This is a genomic window from Tenacibaculum aquaeponti (assembly GCF_052084715.1).
Classification (GTDB): domain Bacteria; phylum Bacteroidota; class Bacteroidia; order Flavobacteriales; family Flavobacteriaceae; genus Polaribacter.
Genome location: NZ_CP197288.1, coordinates 2,227,316 through 2,253,057, shown reverse-complemented (window position 1 = coordinate 2,253,057; position 25,742 = coordinate 2,227,316). Strand labels below are relative to the sequence as shown.

The 25,742-nt window shown below is 34.1% G+C and carries 10 protein-coding genes; 2 read left to right on the top strand and 8 right to left on the bottom strand.

Annotated features, from left to right (window positions below):
* Positions 1 to 54: 54 nt before the first annotated feature.
* Positions 55 to 987, bottom strand: coding sequence for a bifunctional riboflavin kinase/FAD synthetase (locus ACSIGC_RS10065; RefSeq protein ID WP_442264695.1), 933 nt, complete (start codon positions 985 to 987; stop codon positions 55 to 57).
* 184 nt (positions 988 to 1,171) lie between these two features.
* Between ACSIGC_RS10065 and ACSIGC_RS10060 the strand changes: the two genes are divergently transcribed.
* Together ACSIGC_RS10060 and ACSIGC_RS10055 are read left to right on the top strand one after the other, a co-directional pair.
* Complete coding sequence (locus tag ACSIGC_RS10060) at positions 1,172 to 4,024, top strand: TonB-dependent receptor (RefSeq protein ID WP_442264694.1); 2,853 nt, start codon at positions 1,172 to 1,174, stop codon at positions 4,022 to 4,024.
* Positions 4,025 to 4,036: 12 nt separating this feature from the next.
* A complete protein-coding gene (locus tag ACSIGC_RS10055; RefSeq protein ID WP_442264693.1) occupies positions 4,037 to 5,698 on the top strand; it encodes a G-D-S-L family lipolytic protein in 1,662 nt (553 codons plus the stop codon).
* A gap of 38 nt (positions 5,699 to 5,736) precedes the next feature.
* Here the strand turns inward: ACSIGC_RS10055 and ACSIGC_RS10050 are convergent, their stop codons facing one another.
* The 7 genes from ACSIGC_RS10050 to ACSIGC_RS10020 all read right to left on the bottom strand — a co-directional run bounded on the left by ACSIGC_RS10050 (position 5,737) and on the right by ACSIGC_RS10020 (position 25,651).
* On the bottom strand, positions 5,737 to 5,952 hold the full coding sequence (locus tag ACSIGC_RS10050) for a hypothetical protein (protein ID WP_442264692.1): 216 nt from the start codon (positions 5,950 to 5,952) through the stop codon (positions 5,737 to 5,739).
* Between the two features lie 88 nt (positions 5,953 to 6,040).
* Positions 6,041 to 7,585: a glycine--tRNA ligase gene (locus ACSIGC_RS10045; protein WP_442264691.1), complete on the bottom strand. Its 1,545-nt coding sequence runs from the start codon at positions 7,583 to 7,585 to the stop codon at positions 6,041 to 6,043.
* A gap of 100 nt (positions 7,586 to 7,685) precedes the next feature.
* Positions 7,686 to 8,591 carry a hypothetical protein gene (locus ACSIGC_RS10040; RefSeq protein ID WP_442264690.1) on the bottom strand — a complete coding sequence of 302 codons (906 nt, stop codon included), beginning with the start codon at positions 8,589 to 8,591 and terminating at the stop codon, positions 7,686 to 7,688.
* Between the two features lie 331 nt (positions 8,592 to 8,922).
* Positions 8,923 to 9,864 carry a PorP/SprF family type IX secretion system membrane protein gene (locus ACSIGC_RS10035; RefSeq protein ID WP_442264689.1) on the bottom strand — a complete coding sequence of 314 codons (942 nt, stop codon included), beginning with the start codon at positions 9,862 to 9,864 and terminating at the stop codon, positions 8,923 to 8,925.
* 23 nt (positions 9,865 to 9,887) lie between these two features.
* A complete protein-coding gene (locus ACSIGC_RS10030; RefSeq protein ID WP_442264688.1) occupies positions 9,888 to 18,248 on the bottom strand; it encodes a PKD-like domain-containing protein in 8,361 nt (2,786 codons plus the stop codon).
* Positions 18,211 to 18,339 (bottom strand): hypothetical protein, encoded by a 129-nt coding sequence (locus tag ACSIGC_RS10025; RefSeq protein WP_442264687.1) that lies wholly within the window; start codon positions 18,337 to 18,339, stop codon positions 18,211 to 18,213. Before ACSIGC_RS10025 ends, ACSIGC_RS10030 begins: the two co-directional genes overlap by 38 nt.
* Positions 18,326 to 25,651 (bottom strand): PKD-like domain-containing protein, encoded by a 7,326-nt coding sequence (locus tag ACSIGC_RS10020; protein WP_442264686.1) that lies wholly within the window; start codon positions 25,649 to 25,651, stop codon positions 18,326 to 18,328. The genes ACSIGC_RS10025 and ACSIGC_RS10020 overlap by 14 nt, the downstream gene beginning before the upstream one ends.
* Positions 25,652 to 25,742 lie beyond the last annotated feature (91 nt).

Genomic DNA, 25,742 nt, shown 5'->3' with positions numbered 1-25,742 from the left:
TGAATTTTTTAGGCGACAAAGATACATGAAGCACAAGACTTAAGCAATCTATACTTATAGATTATTATTAATGTAGTTTAAACAGAAGTTTTTGTCGAGTTGTAATTGTTTGGTTAAAGCTTCTATTGAATCAAATTTTTGTTCTTCTCGAATAAAGTAAATTAATTCTGTAACGATTGTTTTATTATATAAGTTTCCAGAAAAATTAAAAAAGTTAACTTCTATGGTTTGGTTTTTACCATCTACAGTAGGCCTGTTTCCAATATTCATCATTCCATAAAGATTTTTATTTTCAATTTCGGATTTTACAAGATAAACACCAGCTTTTGGAATTAATTTATATTCTTCTTTAATAGTGATATTTGCAGTAGGAAAACCTAATTTATTACCTAAGTTGTTGCCAGTAACAACTTTTCCTGCTAAAGTAAAGTTATTGCCTAAATAATTGTTGGCTGTTTTTAAATTTCCTTCTTTTAAAGCATTTCTAATTTTAGTAGAACTTACAGCAACACTATCTATATCTTGAGCAGGAATTTCTTCTACTATAAAATTGTAACTGTGTGAAAATTCAGTTAATTGCTCGATATTTCCTTCTCTGTTTTTTCCAAAATGATGATCGTACCCGATAATCAGTTTCGATGTTTTTAATTGATTTACTAAAATATTTCGAACGAAATCAAGAGCAGTTAACCTAGAGAACTCTTTACTAAAAGGATGTATAATTAAATAATCTAATCCTGTTTTTTCAAGTAATTGTGTTCGTTCTCTAATTGTGTTTATTAATTTAACTGAAGTTTCTTTTTGGAGCACCATTCTTGGATGCGGGAAGAATGTTAGTAATACAGATTTTTTACCATCATTTTTAGCTTCATCAACTAGTTTTTTAATAATTTTTTGATGTCCTATGTGAACTCCGTCAAAAGTACCTATGGTAACATAAGTTTCTTGAGTAGGAGTAAAATCTGAAATAGAGTAAACTGTTTCCAAATGCTATTATATAGTTTGTGCAAATTTACAAGTAAAAAATTCAAGAAAAGATAAGAGTAGGTAAAATGTGATAATGTTAAAAAAAAAGCTTGGTTATTGTTTAAATACTAATAAAAAGTGTCAAAATATTTTAGGAATGAAAAAAAATTGTATTTTGCGATATAGTTAACAAATTATTTACATTATGATGAAAAAATTATTAGTAGCTGCCTTTTTATTGCTGAGCAGCTCATTAATGATTGCACAAACCACCATTACAGGTACGGTAAATGATGCATCTCTTGGTGGCCCTCTGCCAGGAGCGGATATTAAAATTTCAAGAAAAGCGGTTGGTACTACGACCGATTTTGATGGGAAATTTACGTTAGTAGTAGATGACAAACCACCATTTACTATTGAGATTTCTTCTTTAGGATACCAATCACAAAAAGTAGAAATTACTCAAAACAACCAAGTTATTACAGTTGCTTTAAAAGAAAATGCAACAGCTTTAGATGAAGTAGTTGTTTCAGCGTCTAGAACACCTGAAAGAATTATGGAATCACCTGTGACTGTTGAGCGATTTGATTCTAGAGCAATTAAAAATACATCTTCTCCTTCTTTCTACGATGGTTTAGAAAACCTTAAAGGGGTAGACATTAATACAAACAGTTTAACTTTTAAGTCGGTTAATACTAGAGGATTCGCAACTTTTGCTAATACACGTTTTATGCAATTAGTAGATGGTATGGATAACTCATCTCCTGCATTAAACTTTGCTTTAGGGAATTTATTAGGATTATCTGAGTTAGATGTAAAAAGTGTCGAATTACTTCCAGGAGCATCTTCTGCATTATATGGAGCAAATGCATTTAATGGAATTATGTTTATGACTAGTAAAAGTCCTTTTAATGATACTGGAATTAGTGTAGTAGCTAAAACAGGGTTTACTCATCAACAAGCATCTGGAAATAACGCTTTTTATGATGCAAGTATGAGAATGGCACATACTTTTAGTGATTATTTTGCTGCTAAAGCAACTCTTTCGTACTTAAAAGGTACTGAATGGTTTGCTACAGATTATAGAAATACATCTAATGGTGATTACATTGCAGGAGATAGAAATTCAGATGTAAACTTTGATGGATTGAATGTTTATGGTGATGAAGTTTCAACAAATATTAGAGGTGTAGCTCAAATTTTAGAATCTAGAGGTTTAATCCCTTCAGGGGCTTCTGCTTTAATTCCTAGTGTTAATGTAAGTAGAACTGGATATAATGAAGAAGATTTAATGGATTATGATGCAAGAAGCATGAAGTTTGGAGGATCTTTACATTTCCGACCTTTAGGTAATGATCGTTTAGAAATTATTTGGAATTCTAAATATGGTAGAGGTAATACGATTTATCAAGGTGCTAACCGTTACTATATCAAAAATTTCTTTATGGAGCAGCATAAATTAGAGTTCAGAGGGAAATATTTCTTTGTAAGAGGTTATTTAACTTCAGAAGATGCAGGTGATTCTTATGATACTAGATTTACTGCAATTAATTTAAATAGAAAGTGGAAAGATGATCAAACTTGGTTTGGTGAATATGTTGGAGGATATTTAACAGCTGCTTTAGGTGGTGCTACTAATGATGCAGCTCATATTGCAGCTAGAAATGCCGCTCAAACAGGAGCTTTAGTTCCAGGAACGACTGCTTTTCAACAGGCATTTAACGAAACTATATCTGATCCTGATTTAGCTACTGGTTCTAAATTTCAAGATAGATCTCAAATCCGTCACGTAGATGCAAACCTTAACTTAAAAGAGTATATTGATTTTGCTGAGGTACAAGTAGGAGGATCTTACAGAGAGTATTCTTTAAACTCTAGAGGAACTATTTATACTGATTTTGATGGTCCAATTACTTATGATGAATATGGTATTTACACACAAATTCAGAAAAAACTAATGGATGATAGATTAAAATTAACTGGATCTATCAGATATGATAAAGCTCAAAATTTTGATGGTAATTTCTCTCCAAGAATTTCTGTCGCTTATGCAGCTGGAGAAACAAAAAATCATAACTTCAGAGCATCTTTTCAAACAGGTTTTAGAAACCCAACTACTCAAGATCAGTATATAGGTTTAGATGTTGGTAGAGCATTTTTAGTAGGTTCCGCAGCAGATAATTTAGATCGTTATACTACTCGCTCAATTGCTTTAAGTGGTAACGGATCTGCTTTAACAGGTGTTCCAAGTATTGCTTTAACTGGTAGAGCTGCTTATGAGAATGCATTTTCTGCTACATCAGCAGGAGTATTCGCTCAAACAGGTAATGTAGCTGACTTAGTAGTTGCTAATGTTGGTTTAGTTAAACCAGAAAAAGTAACAGCTTACGAAGTAGGTTATCGTTCGGCTATACCAACAGGAGATAATAAATTAAGTGTAGATTTAAGTGTTTATTATAATGAATATGAGAATTTTATTGCTAACGAGAATGTTGTAGCTCCATTATACGGAAATGTAAATTTATCTGACACAGCTCCGATTGGACCAGGAGGTGCTCCAATTCCATTAGCAGTTGCTTCTTTAGCAAATGGAGATTTAGCAATATTTAATACCTATACAAATACAGAATCTGATATTAGTTCTTATGGAGCTACAATTGGTTTAAACACTAAAATATTTAATGGATTTAATGTTGGATTAAACTATACATTATCAAAATTTGATTTTGATCAATCTACGGATCCTGATTTTGAAGCTGGTTTTAATACTCCAGAGCATAAAATTAAATTCCAATTCGGACATAATAATTTATTCGAAAACTTCGGGTTTAATATTAATGCTAGATGGCAAGATGAATATTTATGGGAATCTACTTTCCATGATGCAGTAATTGATTCACGTACAGTATTAGATGCTCAAGTGAATTATAGAATTCCTTCTATTAAATCTGTAATTAAAGTTGGTGGGGCTAACTTAACAGGTAAAGAATATTTAAGTGCACCTGGTGTAGGGGCTATTGGATCTCAGTACTTTATATCATGGACAATTAATAACTAAAAAATGAACAGAATGAAATTTAAATATAGTTGGTTACCTTTTGTTTTATTAGGATTAACCGCATGTGACGTAAATAATGACCTTGAGCCTATTGTTGCACCTGAAGTAGAAGTAGTTCCTGTAAATGCTAACGGATTAGATTTTTCTAATTATGTTTCTATTGGAGCCTCATTTACTGCTGGATTTACCGATAATGCTTTGTTTATAGCCGCTCAAGAAAATTCTTTTCCAAATATTTTATCTCAAAAATTTGCTTTAGCTGGTGGAGGTAGTTTTTCTCAACCATTAATGAGTGATAACATTGGAGGTTTATTATTTGGAGGAACTCAAATTCAGGGGCCTAGACTATTTTTTGATGGAAAAGGACCTTCGTCTTTAGCTGTTTTAGGAGCTACACCAACTACGGAAGTTACTAATGCGGTAGCAGGAGATATAAACAACTATGGAATGCCAGGAGCAAAAAGTTTTCACTTTGTAGCGCCTGGTTACGGTAGTGCTGCTGGTTTAGTTGCTACGCCAAGAACAGCAAACCCATATTTCGTTAGAGTTGCATCTAGTGCTACTACAACAGTTTTAGCAGATGTAGTGGCAAAAAACCCTACATTCTTTACATTGTCTGAGTTTGGAGGTAATGATGTTTTAGGTTATGCTTTATCTGGTGGAGAGAGTGATATGACCGCAGATAATTATAATCCAATTACCCCTACAACTACTTTCGATGCTGTATTTGGTCAGGTAATTAATGCATTAACTGCAAATGGAGCAAAAGGTGTAGTGGGTAATGTGCCTTACATTACTTCTTTAGCTCATTTTACAACTGTGCCTTATAACCCATTAGATCCTACAGCTGACACAGATGAAGGAGCCCAGTTAGCTGCGCAAATTCCTTTATTAAATAATGTTTTTGGTGCAATTAATCAAATATATGCTGGAGCAGGAGAAGCTGAGAGATCTATTGTTTTTGCTTCAGATGCTTCAAATGCACTTGTAATTTATGATGAAAATGCAACAAACTTATCAACTGCTATTACTAATACGTTAGGTGCTAGCCCTACTTTTGTTCCTTTTGTAGAATCTTTAGGTTTGCCAGCTGCTGCTGCACCATTAGTAGCACAATTATTAGGTCAACAATATGGTAAAGCTAGATCTGCTACAGCAAACGATTTGTTTGTTTTACCAAGTAGTACTGTTATAGGGAAAGTTAATGAAGATGCTGCTGCTGCTTTAATAGCACAAAGTGGTGGTCTTTTACCAGCTACTTTAGCGGGGCAATTTTCTGCACAAGGTATAACATTACCATTAGCAGATAAATGGGTATTAACACCTCAAGAGCAAGAAGAAATAAAATTAGCAACAGATACTTACAATACTACAATAGAAAATGCTGTTAGCGCAAATGCTAATTTAGCTTTGGTAAACTTAAAAGGTTTATTAGAAGAAGCTGCTTCAGATTCAGGTGTTCAATTTGATGATTTTATTTTTAATGGAAATTTAGTAACAGGAGGTTTAGTTAGTTTAGATGGTGTACATTTAACAGCTAAAGGATATGCTTTAATGGCAAATAGAATTTTAGAAGCTATTGATGAAGAATTTGGAAGTACATTTACTACAGCTACAAATGGTTTAGCTAAAGCAAATGATTATCCTAGTAATTATTCACCTTTATTAAGGTAGTAACTATAAATCATAATGTAAAAAGGTTGAGAATTTTCTCAACCTTTTTTTGTTTTATTATCTATGATGTACTTTTTATACTTGCCATCTTTATATCGATAGTAAATAAAAATAGGCATTAATACAAAAGACATATACATTACACCTAGGCCCATTACTATTTGTGCTTTTTCGTGATTTATATTTAAAAGATAAGCTCCGATAACCATCCATATTAAAAAGATGATAAAAAGTATACTGATGATTTTTTTCATTTATTATCTTATTTTTTTACTTTACAAAAATAAAAAACCTACTAAAACTATTTTAGTAGGCTTTTTATAATGTTTTTAAACAGTTTTATTACATTTTCATTAACCAAGTTCGCATATCAACTTCTTGCTTAATAATACTTCTTAAATCGTCTATTTTAACTCTTTTTTGTTCCATTGAATCTCTATGACGAATAGTAACTGTATTATCTTCTAAAGTGTCATGATCTACAGTAATACAAAATGGCGTTCCTGCGGCATCTTGACGTCTGTAACGCTTTCCAATACTTACTCCTTGATCATCGATTATAGTGTTAAACTCCCATCTTAATTCTTTGTAAATTTTCTGGGCTATTTCTGGTAAACCATCTTTATTTGTTAATGGCATTATTGTAGCTTTTACAGGCGCTAAAACGGCAGGTAATTTTAATACAACTCTAGATGTACCGTTTTCTAATTCTTCTTCTTGTAAAGAATTTGAAAAAACAGCTAAGAACATTCGATCTAAACCAATAGATGTTTCTAATACATATGGTACATAACTTTTATTTTCTTCATGATCGAAGTATTGTAATTTTTTTCCAGAAAACTCTTCATGTTGATTTAAGTCAAAGTCTGTTCGTGAATGAATTCCTTCTAACTCTTTAAATCCAAAAGGGAATTTAAATTCAATATCAGCAGCAGCATCAGCATAATGAGCTAGTTTTTCATGATCATGGAAGCGATAATTATCTTCTCCCATACCTAATGATAAATGCCATTTTAAACGAGTTTCTTTCCAGTGTTTATACCATTCTTGCTGAGTACCTGGTTTGATGAAAAATTGCATTTCCATTTGTTCAAACTCACGCATTCTAAAAATGAATTGACGAGCAACAATTTCATTTCTAAAAGCTTTACCAGTTTGTGCAATTCCAAAAGGAATTTTCATTCTACCAGTTTTTTGAACATTTAAGAAGTTTACAAATATACCTTGAGCGGTTTCTGGACGTAAGTAAACTTGCATAGAACTGTCTGCAGAAGCACCTAATTGTGTTCCGAACATTAAGTTGAATTGTTTAACATCTGTCCAGTTTTTTGAACCAGTTAAAGGATCTGCAATTTCTAATTCTTCGATTAAAGCTTTAACATCTGCTAAATCTTCATTTTCTAAAGATTTTGCTAAGCGAGAAAGAATTGAATTGATTTTTTCCTGATAACCTAAAACACGTCCATTTGTTGCTAAAAATTGTTCTTTATCGAAGCTATCACCAAATCTTTTTGCTGCTTTTTTAACTTCTTTATCAATTTTAGCTTCAATTTTAGCGCAATAATCTTCTACTAAAACGTCAGCTCTATATCTTTTTTTAGAGTCTTTATTATCAATTAAAGGGTCGTTAAAGGCGTCAACGTGGCCAGATGCTTTCCATGTAGTCGGATGCATTAATATAGAGGCATCTATACCTACTATATTTTCGTTCATTTGAACCATTGCTTTCCACCAATATTCTCTAATATTCTTCTTTAATTCTACTCCATTTTGAGCATAATCATACACTGCGCTTAAACCGTCATAAATTTCAGATGATTGAAAAATATATCCGTATTCTTTAGCGTGAGAAATAACCTTTTTAAATTGATCTTCTTGTTTTGCCATACTGCAAAAATAAAATATGGTTTGAATTATTAATACTTTATAAATAAAAAAGTGAAGAATTTATTGTTCCTCACTTTCATATAATTATAAGGAATTTAGTTTATCTTAACTTAACTTGTGTTTTTCCTGTAAAAACGCCATCAACATATGTATTAATAGTATGCGTGCCTTTAGTAATATCTCCTCTGTTTACTAAAATTAAAGATACTACGCCTAGTTGATTATTGTCGTATTCCGCAAAAATGTTATCACTAAAAACTATAGTTTCACCGCTTTTAATTTTTTTATCTCCTTTAGCAGCGATTACGTTTTTGTTTTCATCTAAAATTTGAATTAAAATTTCTTTTTTACCTGGTGTAGTGATTGGGTTTGGTTCTAAATCAAATTTTACTTTAAAAGCATCTGTTCTTCTTGATCTTGATGTAGTAGTTAGTTTACCACTACTTCTTTCTTTCATAGCAAAAGCACTAATGTTATTTACTTTTATTATTCCAGCTTCATCAACTTTAGCTTTAAGGGCTTTACGTTCTTTTATTAATGAATTATTTTTTCTAGTTAATGTTTTTTGAGAAGCATTTTTTTCTTCAAGTTCGTTTTTTACAACAATATTTTCTTGTAGTAATTCGTAGTTCTGTTTGTTTAAAGAATCAACTTGAATAAATAAACGCCTGTTTTCTCTTTCTAGTTTTACAATTCTTCTAGAGTATTTTACAATAAGATTGTAATTTGATTTTTTAAGATTTTTAATAGAATCTCTTAAAATAATTATTTTGTTTATCTCTTTAACAAGTCTTTGAGAAAGATCTTTATTTTTTACATTGATGTTTTTATAATCATCAATAATTTCATCTAATTCAGCTTGAAGTTCAATTTTCTGCTCAGAAAAAGCATCTTCAAGTTTTTTATAATCACTATTTAGCTTGAAAGAATATACTACAATTAAAATGACTAGTGTAGCTATAAGATACTTAAAACCATTAGGTTTTGCTCGGTTTTTAGGACTCATTACTTTATATTGGGGCTTTTACTATGAGATTTAATTAAATATAACAACGAAAAAAAAGTTATTTTATTCTAGGACTAAATTTAAACATTAACTGGTTTATAAATGTGTTTTAAAGTTAAACTTTATTATTATACAAATAACAGTAAAATGAGAGACAAAGTTATAACTTTTAAAATATATATATCTTTTAACCTAGTTGTATTAGTTAAAGTAATGGTTTTCTCGCTTTTTGTAGCGTTAATTTTAAGGTGTTATATGTTTTTTAAAGTATAAGTGGTATACAGATATTGTTGTTGTTAACAAAAAAATATGTGTTAGTATTTGTTTTTTATTAAAAGAATCTAGGTGATTTTACAACTTGCCCTCTAAAAATATCCCATCGTAGCATAAGTTCATATGTTCCTGAATTGTAATTACTGTAGTTTGATGTTGTAAGATCATAGGCAAATCCAATATTCAGATTTTCAGTTGCTTGTAAACCTAATAATGCACTTATTGAATCTCCCCATCTCCAAGCTAAACCAGCAGTAAATTTTTCATTAAATAAGAAATTACCTGACAAATCTAAAGATATTGGTGCACCATTTACGACTTTAACTAATGTAGCTGGTTTAAATTTTAATGTTTCACTTAAATCAAACACATAACCAGCAATACCAAAAAAATGCAACCTTTCTTCTGCTAAATCTCCACTTCCAAAACTTGTGGTAGTTATAGTGTCATCATAATGATCTGTTCTAATAAAATTTGGTATTGCAGCTCCAATATACCAATTCGATTTGTAGAAATAAATACCAGCTCCAATAGTAGGTAAAAATTTACTTATGGTTCCTTCGAATATTCGTTCTTGCTGTCTAGCAGTTCCTTTACTCCAATCAATTGCTAAATGTCTTCCACCTAATTTTAATCCAAAAGCTAAATTACCTTCATTTCCTGTTCGTATAGTATAAGAAATGTTAGCATCTAAATAAATTTCATTTGCAGGACCAATTCTATCATTTGTTAAACTGATACCTAAACCAACACCCGAATAACCGATGGCGGTATCATAACTTAAAGTTTGAGAATCTGGTGCTCCATCTAGTCCTACCCACTGTGTTCTTCCTAAGGCCATTATAACCGTATGATCGTTTGATCCGGCATAAGCAGGATTAACACTCATTGTATTATACATATATTGTGTGTATTGTGGGTCTTGTTGTGCTAATCCTCTTTCAATAAAAGTAAGTGATATTATAATTACTATTACTTTATAAATTATTCTTTTAATCATATTCAACATTGTTATTTTGGGTATTATCTATTAATGTATAACCATCCTGTTTTAGGTTTATCACCATTTCCTGGATCTATAACATAATAATAAGTTCCTACTGGTAATTTTTGATCAACAGTAATTGTAGCTCTTCCATTAGAGATACCTTCAAATCGTTTAGAAGAATCTGTATTACTATATCCTTTAATTTTAAAAACAGTATTTCCCCATCTGTTAAAAATCTCAACTGTATTGTTAGCGTACTTTGGATTGTCTATACACTTTATAAAGAACACACTATTATTTGTGTTTCCGTCATCAGGAGACATTAAATTATAAGGGTTTAAACATTCGTCATTATTACAATTGGTACCTTCAACAGGATCACAAGGATCATTAGGGTCTGAGGTAGGCCCTTCCACAAAAGATGTAGGATCAAGGGGGGTATTAGGATCATCTATTCCTGAAACTTCTTCACCATCAGTAAGACCATCACCATCACTATCTGGGTTAAGTGGATCTGTATTTTGATTTAGTTCTTCTTCATTTGATAAACCATCATCATCACAATCTAATTCATTCCATGAGTTAGAGGTGTTAGAAATTTCTTGACTAGAAGGTTCATATGAACATCCATCTAATGGGTTTGTTCCATCTAATAATTCATCTCCGTTTATAACTCCATCTCCGTCACAATCTAAATTATTCCAAATTGTAGATACATTTGGTGTTATTTGACTTGTACTGTTATATGAACAAGTATCGAAAGGATTCGTTCCATCAATAACTTCTTGTCCATTAGTAACCCCATCACCATCACAATCTTCATTTGCCCATATACTATAATTCGTATTAGTTGTAGATGGTATTTCAGGATTAGATGTTGAACAGGGATCTAAAGGATTAGTTCCGTTGTTAACTTCTTCTTCATTGGTTTCGCCATCACCATCACAATCTAGATTATTCCAAGTTGTAGATACATTTGATGTTATCTGACTTGTACTGTTATATGAACAAGTATCAGAAGGGTTAGTTCCATCAATAACTTCTTGTCCGTTAGTTACTCCGTCACCATCACAATCTTCATTTGCCCAAATATTATAATTTGAATTTGTTGTAGATGGTATTGTAGAATTTGAAACTGAACAAGGATCAGAAGGATTCGTTCCGTTGTTAACTTCTTCTTCATTGGTTTCACCATCACCATCACAATCTAAATTTTTCCAAGTTGTAGATATATTTGATGCTATCTGATTTGTACTGTTATATGAACAAGGATCAGAAGGGTTAGTTTCATCAATAACTTCTTGTCCGTTAGTTACTCCGTCACCATCACAATCTTCATTTGCCCAAATACTATAATTAGGATCTGTTATTGATGGGATTGTAGGATTAGAAACAGAACAAGGATCAGAAGGATTCGTTCCGTTATTTACTTCCTCTTCATTAGTTTCACCATCACCATCACAATCTAAGTTATTCCAGGTTATTGATACATTAGAGGCAACTTGATTTATGCTATTATATGAACAAGCATCAAAAGGGTTGGTTCCGTCTAAAGCTTCTTGATCATTTGTTACTCCATCACCATCACAATCTTCATTTGCCCAAATATTATAATTTGAATTTGTTGTTGATGGTATTATAGGATTTGAAACTGAACAAGGGTCTAAAGGATTCGTTCCATCTAAAACTTCTTGTAAATTCAAAACATTATCTCCATCACAGTCTAAGGTATTCCAAGAGTTGGATGTATTTGCTAGAGTTTGATTTGTGCTGTTGTAAGAACAGCCATTAAAAGGATTTGTTCCATCAATAATTTCTTGTTCATTTAAAACACCATCTCCATCACAATCTGCTGATAACCATGAGCCAGATTGAGATAACGAAATAGAGGTAGAAATAAAAGAGCAAGGATCAGAAGGGTTAGTACCATCATTAACTTCTTGTCCATTAGTTACTCCATCACCATCGCAATCGGAGGTTAACCAAATTTCAGATTGAGATAATGAAATAGAAGTAATAGTATATGAACAAGGATTAGAAGGATTTGTTCCATCACTAATTTCTTGTTCGTTAGTTACTCCATCACCATCACAGTCAGAAGACAACCATGAGCCAATTTGTGGTAAGGTAATAGAGTTTGGTACAAAAGAGCAAGGATTAGAAGGGATAGTACCATCACTAATTTCTTGCTCGTTAGTTACACCGTCACCATCACAGTCAGAAGACAACCATAAGCCGGTTTGAGATAAAGTAATAGAGCTTGATGTATAAGAACAAGGATTTGAAGGATTCGTCCCATCAATTACTTCTTGACCGTTAATTACCCCGTCACCATCACAATCAACAGATAACCATGGGTCTGATTGAGATAATGAAATAGAAGTAATAGTATATGAACAAGGATTAGAAGGGTTTGTTCCATCAGTAATTTCTTGTCCATTAGTTACTCCATCACCATCACAATCAGAATTTTGCCAAGTTGTATTGTTAATTTCTGGAATTGGTGTTCCCGTAAAAGAACAAGCATTATTAGGGTCGCTTGTTCCTGAAGGGACTCCAGAAGTAGATGGGTCGTCAATTCCTGTAGTTTCTTCACAATCGGTTAACCCATCTCCGTCGGTATCAGTTGAAGGCCCTACAATTATTGTAAAAATAGGAGAGCTAATAGAGTTACAGCCGAAATCATTAGTAACGACATATGTAATATTTACAGAACCGTAGTTAATTGCTGTAAGATTTCCATTAGCATCTATTGTTGCGATATTTGTGTCTGAAGATATCCAAGTCACATTAGATCCAGAAGTGCCTTCAGTAAGTGTAATTATTTCACCAATACATAATTGAGAAACTCCACTAATAGGTAAAACAATTGGTTCAGGATTAATCGTTACGGTATACACAAAAGGGTCTCCTACACATCCATTTGGGCTAGTAGGAGTAATTGTATATACAACATTTTGTGTAGTTCCACTAGTATTTGTTAATATATCATTAATAGTTGAGTTATTTCCTCCAGAAATTGTTTCTCCAGATATATTAGGATTATCATCAGCGATCCAATTAAAAGTAGTTCCAGGTGTATTTACATCATTTGTTAAGTCATGATTTAAAGGGTCACCACTACAAATAATGTCATTAGGATTTGTGTTGTTAAGAGGTTCTGGGTTGACATTTACAATTACATCAAAAGTTTCTCCATTACAAGCAGTTTGGTCATCAATAGTAACGGTGTAGGTTATTGTAACAGGGTTTTCAGTTGTATTGATATAGCTATCAGTAATATTTTCGGCTATAGCTGTAGTTCTATTAGGAGCAGGAGGTACATTAATAGGATCTGAAGATACTACTGTATATGTAGCGGTAAATGAATTAATAGCTACATTTAAATTTTGACCAGAACATATAACTTCATTAAAGTTAGGAGAAGGAGGAGATGATACAATATGTAAAGTAACTTCTTGTCTGTTAGGGTTAACACAAGATGTGTTAGTGTCAGTAATTTCAGCATAGAAAGTAATAGGGGAGTTTATAGTATTGGTTGTAGGATTAGTTACGATGTTTCCTTCAGTAGGGGTGTCATACCAAGTTACAGAAATGTTAGGTTCAAAAGTGATACCATCGTTAGCGTTAAGAGTTTGAACAGGTGTTTCCTCACATTGGATTAGATTATTTATAGAGGTTAATGTAGGTATGGGGTTTACATTTACAGTAGCTGTATTGTTCAGATTAACTGAACAATTAGCATTGTTAAATTGTAAAGAAATTAAGTTGATGGTAGTGTTAGAATTAACATCTGGGCTAATAATAAGAGCATTTCCAGAAGGATTTAATGTTATTGTTTGATTAGCGTTACCATTTATATTGTAAGTTAAAACACTATTAGGAGATCCAGAAATGTAGAACTCTGCATCGTTATTTTCACAAACAGGAGTGTTAGTTGTTAAAGAAACAAATTCAGGAAGAGGATCTACATATACAGTATGTGTGAATGAACTACCAATACAGCCATCATTGCTAATGGGCGTTACTGTATATATTATGGTTTGAGTAGTGTTACTTGTGTTTATTAATGTATCTCCAATAATATCAGATGATGAGTTTATTAATGTTTCTCCAGTTATGTTTGGGTTATCCGTTGCCGACCAATTAAAAGTAGTGCCAGATAAATTTATATTAGTAGATAAATCATGATTTAAATTGGTATTACTACAAATTGTTTCAGTTGTAAGAGTTGAATATAGTGGGGCAGGGTTTATAGTAACTGCATAAGTAAAAGGGGTTCCAGCACAACCATTGTTGCTTATAGGTGTAATTGTATATGTAACAGTTTGAGGACTTCCACTAATATTGATGAGGGTATCTGTAATTATTGAAGAATTAGATTCTGTCGTAGTTTCTCCAGTGACAAAACCATTGTCGTTAGCTACCCAACTAAAAGTAGTTCCTGATAGATTTATATTAGTAGATAAATCAAGATTTAAATTGGTATTACTACAGACTGTTTCTGTTAATGGAAGAGAGTTATACGGCTCAGGATTAATAGTTACTGTGTATGTATAAGATCCTCCTAAACAATCATTACTACTTGTTGGAGTAATAATATATGTTACAGTTTGAATATCATCACTAGTATTAATTAATGTATCTGTAATAGTTAAAGCTGAATTACTTGTTGTTGTTTCTCCAATAACATTAGGATTGTTTATTGCTGACCAAACAAATGAAGTATTAGTAATATTAACATCATTTGATAAATCATGGTTTAGTGTAGTATTACTACAAATAATATTCGTTGGGGGATTAGTATTTAAAGGCTCTGGATTAACAGTTACAGTATATGTAAAATTATTACTAGTACAACCAGTAGGACTGATACTTTGAATATTATACACTACCGTTTGAGTAGTCCCACTAGTATTGATTAATGTATCTGTTATGTTTTCAGAAGAAGAACTTGTTATTGTTTCTCCAGTAACATGTGGGTTGTTAATTGCTGACCAGTTGAAGGTACTTCCTGGTAAATTAATATTTGCATTTAAATTATGATTTAACGTTCCACTACTACAAATAGTTATAATTGGTTCTATAATGTTAAAAGGTTCTGGGTTTACAGTTACTGAAAATGTATATGGATTTCCATTGCAACCACTAGAACTTACTGGGGTAATTAAGTATTCAACAATTTGAGTAGTCCCACTAGTATTAATCAGAATATCTTTAATAGTTGATGATGATGAATTAATTAATGATTCTCCTGATATATATGGATTGTCAACAGCAATCCAGTTAAAAGTGCTTCCTGATAAATTAATATCTTCATTTAAATTATGGTTTAATGCAGTGTTACTACAAATAGTTTCCATTGAAGTATTTGCATTGAATGGTTCAGGATTAATCGTTACGGTATATACAAAAGGGTCTCCTACACATCCATTTGGGCTAGTAGGAGTAATTGTATATACAACATTTTGTGTAGTTCCACTAGTATTTGTTAATATATCATTAATAGTTGAGTTATTTCCTCCAGAAATTGTTTCTCCAGATATATTAGGATTATCATCAGCGATCCAATTAAAAGTAGTTCCAGGTGTATTTACATCATTTGTTAAGTCATGATTTAAAGGGTCACCACTACAAATAATATCATTAGGATTTGTGTTGTTAAGAGGTTCAGGGTTGACATTCACAATTACATCAAAAGTTTCTCCATTACAAGTAGTTTGGTCATCTATAGTAACGGTGTAGGTTATTGTAACAGGGTTTTCAGTTGTATTAACATAAGTATCTGTAATATTGGCTATTGTTGGAGTAGTTCTATTTGCTGCAGGAGGCACATTAATAGGATCATCCGAACTTACAGTATAAGTAGCTTGAAAAGATAATCCTATGTTTAGAGCTTGATTTGAACAAGTAGACTCTGTTAAATCAGGAAAAGGAGGTGATACGATTTGTAATTTTACTTCTTGCCTAAGAGGGTTAACACATGATGAGGATGTATTTGTGATTTGAGCAAAGAAGGATGTTGGAGGATCCGTACTAAGGCTTGTAGTATTAACAATTGGAGAGGCTACGATATTTCCTCCTGTAATAGCATCATACCAAACTACGGATGTATTAGGGTTTAAAGTAATGGCATCATTGGCATTTAATGATTGTGTACCAGACATATCATCACAAACAATAATATTATTATGAGTAGCTAGTGTTGGGTTTGGATTTACAGTAACAGTATCTGTGTTTGTTAAATTAATAGAACATCCAGTACTTGGAATTTCTAATGATATTAAATTAATTGTAACATTACTTGTTGCTGATGTTTCCGTAATTGTAACAGTTCCACTTCCGTTCAATAATATTGTTTGATTAGGGTTTCCATTAATGTTATATGTTAATTCTGTATTTGGACTACCTATAATAGTAAATTCGGCATTTTCACCTTCACAAATTTGGGAGTTTGTAGTTAAAGAAATTAGTTGTGGATCTTGATTAACAAACACTACAGCTTCTAATGAAGTTACAGAATTACAACCAGCTCCAGTATCACTAACAATTACCTGATAATATGTTGTTCCGCTAGATGTTGTACTAGGTGTATATGTTGAATTAGTAGCGCCAGATATGTTGGTAAATCCAGTTCCACTAGTTGAAGAACTTTGCCATTGATAGGTGAGTCCATCTACCCCTCCAGTTGCAGTTACGCTAAGATCGGAAGGAGTAGCATCCACACATATGGTTTGCGAAGTCAATGGTTGAGCGGTAATTGTAGGATCTTGATTAACAATTACTACAGCTTCTAAGGAAGTTACAGAGTTACAACCAGCTCCAGTATCACTAACAATTACCTGATAATATGTTGTTCCGCTAGATGTTGTACTGGGTGTATATGTTGAATTAGTAGCGCCAGAAATATTAGTAAATCCAGTTCCACTAGTTGAAGAACTTTGCCATTGATAGGTGAGTCCATCTACCCCTCCAGTTGCAGTTACACTAAGATCGGAAGGAGTAGCATCCACACATATGGTTTGCGAAGTCAATGGTTGAGCGGTAATTGTAGGATCTTGATTAACAATTACTACAGTTTCTAATGAAGTTACAGAATTACAACCAGCTCCAGTATCACTAACAATTACCTGATAATATGTTGTTCCGCTAGATGTTGTACTAGGCGTATATGTTGAATTAGTAGCACCAGATATGTTGGTAAATCCAGTTCCACTAGTTGAAGAGCTTTGCCATTGATAGCTAAGTCCATCTACCCCTCCAGTTGCAGTTACGCTAAGATCGGAAGGAGTAGCATCCACACATATGGTTTGCGAAGTCAATGGTTGCGCGGTAATTGTAGGATCTTGATTAACAGTTACTACAGCTTCTAAGGAAGTTACAGAATTACAACCAGCTCCAGTATCACTAACAATTACCTGATAATATGTTGTTCCGCTAGATGTTGTACTAGGCGTATATGTTGAATTAGTAGCGCCAGATATATTATTAAATCCAGTTCCACTAGTTGAAGAGCTTTGCCATTGATAGCTAAGTCCATCTACCCCTCCAGTTGCAGTTACACTAAGATCGGAAGGAGTAGCATCCACACATATGGTTTGCGAAGTCAATGGTTGAGCGGTAATTGTAGGATCTTGATTAACAATTACTACAGCTTCTAATGAAGTTACAGAGTTACAACCAGCTCCAGTATCACTAACAATTACCTGATAATATGTTGTTCCGCTAGATGTTGTACTGGGTGTATATGTTGAATTAGTAGCGCCAGAAATATTAGTAAATCCAGTTCCACTAGTTGAAGAACTTTGCCATTGATAGCTAAGTCCATCTACCCCTCCAGTTGCAGTTACGCTAAGATCGGAAGGAGTAGCATCCACACATATGGTTTGCGAAGTCAATGGTTGAGCGGTAATTGTAGGATCTTGATTAACAATTACTACAGCTTCTAAGGAAGTTACAGAATTACAACCAGTTCCAGTATCACTAACAATTACCTGATAATATGTTGTTCCGCTAGATGTTGTACTAGGCGTATATGTTGAATTAGTAGCGCCAGAAATATTAGTAAATCCAGTTCCACTAGTTGAAGAGCTTTGCCATTGATAGCTAAGTCCATCTACTCCTCCAGTTGCAGTTACACTAAGATCGGAAGGAGTAGCATCCACACATATGGTTTGCGAAGTCAATGGTTGAGCGGTAATTGTAGGATCTTGATTAACAATTACTACAGCTTCTAATGAAGTTACAGAATTACAACCAGTTCCAGTATCACTAACAATTACCTGATAATATGTTGTTCCGCTAGATGTTGTACTAGGGAAGGAGTAGTATATGTTTGAAGTTGGTTGAGTAGCTTGATTAACCAGAATGATTATTACAACCAGTTCCAGTATCACTAACAATTACCTGATAATATGTTGTTCCACTAGATGTTGTACTAGGTGTATATGTTGAATTAGTAGCTTTGCCATTGCTAGCTAAGTCCATCTACCCCTCCAGTTGCAGTTACGCTAAGATCGGAAGGAGTAGCATCCACACATATGGTTTGCGAAGTCAATGGTTGAGCGGTAATTGTAGGATCTTGATTAACAATTACTACAGCTTCTAATGAAGTTACAGAATTACAACCAGCTCCAGTATCACTAACAATTACCTGATAATATGTTGTTCCGCTAGATGTTGTACTAGGTGTATATGTTGAATTAGTAGCGCCAGAAATATTAGTAAATCCAGTTCCACTAGTTGAAGAACTTTGCCATTGATAGCTAAGTCCATCTACCCCTCCAGTTGCAGTTACGCTAAGATCGGAAGGAGTAGCATCCACACATATGGTTTGCGAAGTCAATGGTTGAGCGGTAATTGTAGGATCTTGATTAACAATTACTACAGTTTCTAATGAAGTTACAGAATTACAACCAGCTCCAGTATCACTAACAATTACCTGATAATATGTTGTTCCGCTAGATGTTGTACTAGGTGTATATGTTGAATTAGTAGCGCCAGAAATATTAGTAAATCCAGTTCCACTAGTTGAAGAGCTTTGCCATTGATAGCTAAGTCCATCTACCCCTCCAGTTGCAGTTACGCTAAGATCGGAAGGAGTAGCATCCACACATATGGTTTGCGAAGTCAATGGTTGAGCGGTAATTGTAGGATCTTGATTAACAGTTACTACAGCTTCTAATGAAGTTACAGAATTACAACCAGCTCCAGTATCACTAACAATTACCTGATAATATGTTGTTCCGCTAGATGTTGTACTAGGTGTATATGTTGAATTAGTAGCGCCAGAAATATTAGTAAATCCAGTTCCACTAGTTGAAGAGCTTTGCCATTGATAGCTAAGTCCATCTACCCCTCCAGTTGCAGTTACACTAAGATCGGAAGGAGTAGCATCCACACATATGGTTTGCGAAGTCAATGGTTGAGCGGTAATTGTAGGATCTTGATTAACAATTACTACAGCTTCTAATGAAGTTACAGAATTACAACCAGCTCCAGTATCACTAACAATTACCTGATAATATGTTGTTCCGCTAGATGTTGTACTAGGTGTATATGTTGAATTAGTAGCGCCAGAAATATTAGTAAATCCAGTTCCACTAGTTGAAGAACTTTGCCATTGATAGCTAAGTCCATCTACCCCTCCAGTTGCAGTTACGCTAAGATCGGAAGGAGTAGCATCCACACATATGGTTTGCGAAGTCAATGGTTGAGCGGTAATTGTAGGATCTTGATTAACAATTACTACAGCTTCTAATGAAGTTACAGAATTACAACCAGCTCCAGTATCACTAACAATTACCTGATAATATGTTGTTCCGCTAGATGTTGTACTAGGCGTATATGTTGAATTAGTAGCGCCAGATATATTATTAAATCCAGTTCCACTAGTTGAAGAGCTTTGCCATTGATAGCTAAGTCCATCTACCCCTCCAGTTGCAGTTACGCTAAGATCGGAAGGAGTAGCATCCACACATATGGTTTGCGAAGTCAATGGTTGAGCGGTAATTGTAGGATCTTGATTAACAATTACTACAGCTTCTAATGAAGTTACAGAATTACAACCAGCTCCAGTATCACTAACAATTACCTGATAATATGTTGTTCCGCTAGATGTTGTACTAGGCGTATATGTTGAATTAGTAGCGCCAGATATATTAGTAAATCCAGTTCCACTAGTTGAAGAGCTTTGCCATTGATAGCTAAGTCCATCTACCCCTCCAGTTGCAGTTACGCTAAGATCGGAAGGAGTAGCATCCACACATATGGTTTGCGAAGTCAATGGTTGAGCGGTAATTGTAGGATCTTGATTAACAATTACTACAGCTTCTAATGAAGTTACAGAATTACAACCAGCTCCAGTATCACTAACAATTACCTGATAATATGTTGTTCCGCTAGATGTTGTACTAGGCGTATATGTTGAATTAGTAGCGCCAGATATATTAGTAAATCCAGTTCCACTAGTTGAAGAGCTTTGCCATTGATAGCTAAGTCCATCTACCCCTCCAGTTGCAGTTACGCTAAGATCGGAAGGAGTAGCATCCATACATATGGTTTGCGAAGTCAATGGTTGAGCGGTAATTGTAGGATCTTGATTAACAATTACTACAGTTTCTAATGAAGTTACAGAATTACAACCAGCTCCAGTATCACTAACAATTACCTGATAATATGTTGTTCCGCTAGATGTTGTACTAGGCGTATATGTTGAATTAGTAGCGCCAGATATGTTGGTAAATCCAGTTCCACTAGTTGAAGAACTTTGCCATTGATAGGTGAGTCCATCTACCCCTCCAGTTGCAGTTACGCTAAGATCGGAAGGAGTAGCATCCACACATATGGTTTGCGAAGTCAATGGTTGAGCGGTAATTGTAGGATCTTGATTAACAATTACTACAGCTTCTAATGAAGTTACAGAATTACAACCAGTTCCAGTATCACTAACAATTACCTGATAATATGTTGTTCCGCTAGATGTTGTACTAGGTGTATATGTTGAATTAGTAGCGCCAGATATGTTGGTAAATCCAGTTCCACTAGTTGAAGAGCTTTGCCATTGATAGGTGAGTCCATCTACCCCTCCAGTTGCAGTTACGCTAAGATCGGAAGGAGTAGCATCCACACATATGGTTTGCGAAGTCAATGGTTGAGTGGTAATTGTAGGATCTTGATTAACAAACACTACAGCTTCTAATGAAGTTACAGAATTACAACCAGTTCCAGTATCACTAACAATTACCTGATAATATGTTGTTCCGCTAGATGTTGTACTAGGTGTATATGTTGAATTAGTAGCGCCAGATATGTTGGTAAATCCAGTTCCACTAGTTGAAGAACTTTGCCATTGATAGCTAAGTCCATCTACCCCTCCAGTTGCAGTTACACTAAGATCGGAAGGAGTAGCATCCACACATATGGTTTGCGAAGTCAATGGTTGAGCGGTAATTGTAGGATCTTGATTAACAATTACTACAGCTTCTAATGAAGTTACAGAATTACAACCAGTTCCAGTATCACTAACAATTACCTGATAATATGTTGTTCCGCTAGATGTTGTACTAGGCGTATATGTTGAATTAGTAGCGCCAGATATATTAGTAAATCCAGTTCCACTAGTTGAAGAGCTTTGCCATTGATAGCTAAGTCCATCTACCCCTCCAGTTGCAGTTACGCTAAGATCGGAAGGAGTAGCATCCATACATATGGTTTGCGAAGTCAATGGTTGAGCGGTAATTGTAGGATCTTGATTAACTATTACTACAGTTTCTAAGGAAGTTAAACTTGAGCAGACTCCACTAGCATCACTAACAATTACCTGATAATATGTTGTTCCGCTAGATGTTGTACTAGGTGTATATGTTGAATTAGTAGCGCCAGATATGTTGGTAAATCCAGTTCCACTAGTTGAAGAGCTTTGCCATTGATAGGTGAGTCCATCTACCCCTCCAGTTGCAGTTACGCTAAGATCGGAAGGAGTAGCATCCACACACATAGTTTGAGAAGCCAAAGGTTGTGCTGTGATTGATATTTGAGGTTTTAAAGTTACAGTATAGGTAAAAGCAGATCCTTGGCAACTTGAAGGGCTTGTAGGTATAATTGTATATGTTACTATTTGTGTGGTTAAAGATGTATTGGTTAAAGTATCATCGATGATATTTCCAGATCCTCCAGCAACTGTTTCTCCTGTTACATTTGGGTTTTCAGCAGCAGACCAAGAAAAAGTACTACCAGAAATATTTACGTCACTAGATAAATCATGATTTAAAGTTATACCAGAGCAAAGAGTATCAGTTGGCGCAGAAATATTATGAGGTTCAGGGTTAACGGTTACTACTATATCAAATGTTTGTCCGTCACAAGCAGATCCATCAACTATTGAAACAGTATAAGTAATGTTTACAGGTAATCCAGTTGTATTAACATAAGTATCTGTAATATTGGCTATTGTTGGAGTAGTTCTATTTGCTGCAGGAGGCACATTAATAGGATCATCCGAACTTACAGTATAAGTAGCTTGAAAAGATAATCCTATGTTTAGAGCTTGATTTGAACAAGTAGACTCTGTTAAATCAGGAAAAGGAGGTGATACGATTTGTAATTTTACTTCTTGCCTAATAGGGTTAACACATGATGAGGATGTATTTGTGATTTGAGCAAAGAAGGATGTTGGAGGATCCGTACTAAGGCTTGTAGTATTAACAATTGGAGAGGCTACGATATTTCCTCCTGTAATAGCATCATACCAAACTACGGATGTATTAGGGTTTAAAGTAATGGCATCATTGGCATTTAATGATTGTGTACCAGACATATCATCACAAACAATAATATCATTATGAGTAGCTAACGTTGGGTTTGGATTTACAGTAACAGTATCTGTGTTTGTTAAATTAATAGAACATCCAGTACTTGGAATTTCTAATGATATTAAATTAATTATAACATTACTTGTTGCTGATGTTTCCGTAATTGTAACAGTTCCACTTCCGTTCAATAATATTGTTTGATTAGGGTTTCCATTAATGTTATACGTTAATTCTGTATTTGGACTACCTGTAATAGTAAATTCAGCATTTGCTCCTTCACAAATTGGAGAATTAGAGGATAATGATGTGGATGTTGGTAATGGGTTTATTGATATTGAATAAGTTGGAGAAGGTGGTGAGGTACATCCGTTTACATCAGTAACAGTATAGGTTATGTCTGTTGTACCTGTAGAGATTCCGGTAACAATACCGTTTGAGTCAATTGTAGCAACTCCTGTATTCGAAGAATTCCAGATAATAGTACCTGTTGTCCCTTCTGTTAAATCTATTGTACTATTAATGCAAACTTCAGTTGGTCCCATTATTGGATTAGCAATAGGGATTGTGTTAACTGTAATAGTACCAGTGGCACTAACTGTATTACATCCGCCAGTTAAAGGTATATTATAATTGAAAATTCCAGTATTGGTTGGTGTTCCACTAATTGTAATCACGTTTCCGCTCCAGCTTGCTGAAACACCATTTGGTAAACCTGTGGGAGTACCAATACCAGTTGCAATAGTTGTGTTATGAGTGATGTTAGTTAGCGGTGTATTTACGCAAAGTACTGGGGTGCTAGAAGGAATACTTGCAGTATTACATGCGTTAATAGTAACATCTTCTGTTAAATCATCTGCTAAATTATTTACATCTCCTGCTATCTCAGTGTAATTGTAACTGACAGTATTGGTTACTGTTCCAGAAGCTTCATTTTTGGCTCTAGCTACAATTTCAAGTTCAAATTTATCGCCTGGATTCATGCCGCCTATAGTCCAAGTTAAAGTGCCTGTGCTAGAAAATGTTGTTCCAGGATCAGGATTTGCGCTTATAAATTCTAATTCTGGAGGTAAAACATCTTCTATGACAACATTAGTAATTGGGTTTACAGAAAAACTTTCAGCAGTTATAGTGAATGTGACATTGCTTCCGGCATCAATAGGGTCGGCATTATCAACTTTTGTTACTAGTAGTTCAGGATCACAACTAAAAAAATTAACTATTGCAGAGTTATATTCACATCCTCCAAAATCAGTTACTCTAAGAAAGTAGTTTCCAATACCATCTGCTATTGGGTCATAAGTTTGTAATGTTGGTCCGCTAGCAAGCAAAGTTCCAGAAATTTCATCAGTTCCTTTGTACCAAGCATAGTTAGCAAAACTCCCTGAAATTTCTTGAAGAATTGATCCTGGATGACACCCGCCTCCTGTTATTTCTACTTCTACTGTTGGTACAGTATCGAAGCCTGAATAATATCCTGCTAAACCTGCATTTGCACCAAGCGCCATAAATGTACCAACAGCTATTGGTCCTGGGGTAATAACAGATATTTCACCAGTTAATCCAGGAACATAAAATGTTTTCCACTGTGGTGAGCCAGTACCATCATTAACCAAACTTGAGGCTGGTGTTGTTATCTGAATATTATTTTGATAAATTTCTACATCCGTGTCGTTAATTAAAGTTGAAGCTACAATAGTTAGTGCCGAAACGTTTGAATTCACATTGGCTATATCTTGAATCTGTGGAATTTCTTCTAGTGTATTGGGTAGTAAACAATTTACTGGTGCAATAAAATTCATTCCTACTGTTTGAATTCTATCAGTTTGACCAGCCAAACATTGATAGGCATAAGCGTCTTTAGAAGTTCTTACATACATATTTGAGCCTGCTGTTGTTCCAGAATAATTCGTACCTGGAATTTCTAAATATTCACCATCGTCAATTGTCCCTATTAAGGTCCCTCCAGCAAAGACATCTGTGTCGTTTTGTGTTGCTACAATTACTGGGAATTCAGTTCCGTCATTTGCGTCTCCAGCTCCTCTCATGAAAACATATTCTCTACCAATAACATCTATAGGAACGGGTTGATCTATACCTACATCTCTAGATTGGGCAGTAGATTTAATTCCGAAATTTAAACCACCACTAGCAATAGCAATAGGCTCGGTAGCTTCAATTTTGGCTCCTAACCAACCATCAATATTTGCTGTGTTTATTGCTGTACTTATTCCGGTTTGGTTTCTAACTGCTTCTAAAACATAAGTTTCTCCTGGTTGCATGTTGGTTATGGTTATAACATCATCTGTAATTCCGATAGGATCAATTCCGTTTCTAAATGCGCAATCAGGATTAAAACCTGAAATAGTTACTGTTGTATTGGGTTGAGTAGCCATTATACCTAAACTAGTTGTGCTATTAACATTTGAATGTCTATTGGCAATTCCTCCCCATCTAAATTCTTTTCCGAGAGCTTTAGTTCCTTTACAGGTTAAAGAACCTGCTTGTGCACTTGATCGTCCTCTGTAGTTAACATAAAATTTTTGCCCTCCTGGGGCTTCAAAGCGTAATCCAGAATTCGTTAAAACTATTCCTGTGTTTCCGTTGGTAACTAGAGTTATGTTATTGTTGCTGTTGGCTAAGATTTGATCTGTAAACCCTCCTGCAGAGTCATCTACATTATCTATTATAAAGGGTGTTCCTTTAGATAAACTAGGTATCGTTAGCCAGGGAGTTCCAGATGTTCCTCTATAAACATTTACTGAAAAAGCGGTAGTTTCTGGTGTTGATAAGTAAATAGATTGTTGTGATATTGCAGCGGTACTTTGGTGATTTGCAGAATTATTTGTTCCCGATGTTTGTTTTAAAGGAGGTAAGTAATGATGGCTATCAAGTTGAGAGTGAGTTTTAAAGAGAAAAAGAAATATAAAAATAAGAAACATTATATTTCTTATAAATAAAGTTTTATTTAAAGATAATGTTGTTATCATAAGGTGTTTCTTTTATGCTACTAATACTAATAAATTTAATGAGTTGATTTATATTAGTGTTAAAAAGTGAGGTTAGTTAAGTTTGTTGCTT

Bases quoted from the DNA above. Each gene is read 5' to 3' on its own strand.
- ACSIGC_RS10035 (WP_442264689.1), bottom strand. From the start codon at position 9,864: ATGATTAAAAGAATAATTTATAAAGTAATAGTAATTATAATATCACTT.
- ACSIGC_RS10025 (WP_442264687.1), bottom strand. From the start codon at position 18,339: ATGGACTTAGCTAGCAATGGCAAAGCTACTAATTCAACATATACACCT.
- ACSIGC_RS10060 (WP_442264694.1), top strand. From the start codon at position 1,172: ATGATGAAAAAATTATTAGTAGCTGCCTTTTTATTGCTGAGCAGCTCA.
- ACSIGC_RS10045 (WP_442264691.1), bottom strand. From the start codon at position 7,585: ATGGCAAAACAAGAAGATCAATTTAAAAAGGTTATTTCTCACGCTAAA.
- ACSIGC_RS10040 (WP_442264690.1), bottom strand. From the start codon at position 8,591: ATGAGTCCTAAAAACCGAGCAAAACCTAATGGTTTTAAGTATCTTATA.
- ACSIGC_RS10055 (WP_442264693.1), top strand. From the start codon at position 4,037: ATGAAATTTAAATATAGTTGGTTACCTTTTGTTTTATTAGGATTAACC.
- ACSIGC_RS10050 (WP_442264692.1), bottom strand. From the start codon at position 5,952: ATGAAAAAAATCATCAGTATACTTTTTATCATCTTTTTAATATGGATG.
- ACSIGC_RS10020 (WP_442264686.1), bottom strand. From the start codon at position 25,651: ATGATAACAACATTATCTTTAAATAAAACTTTATTTATAAGAAATATA.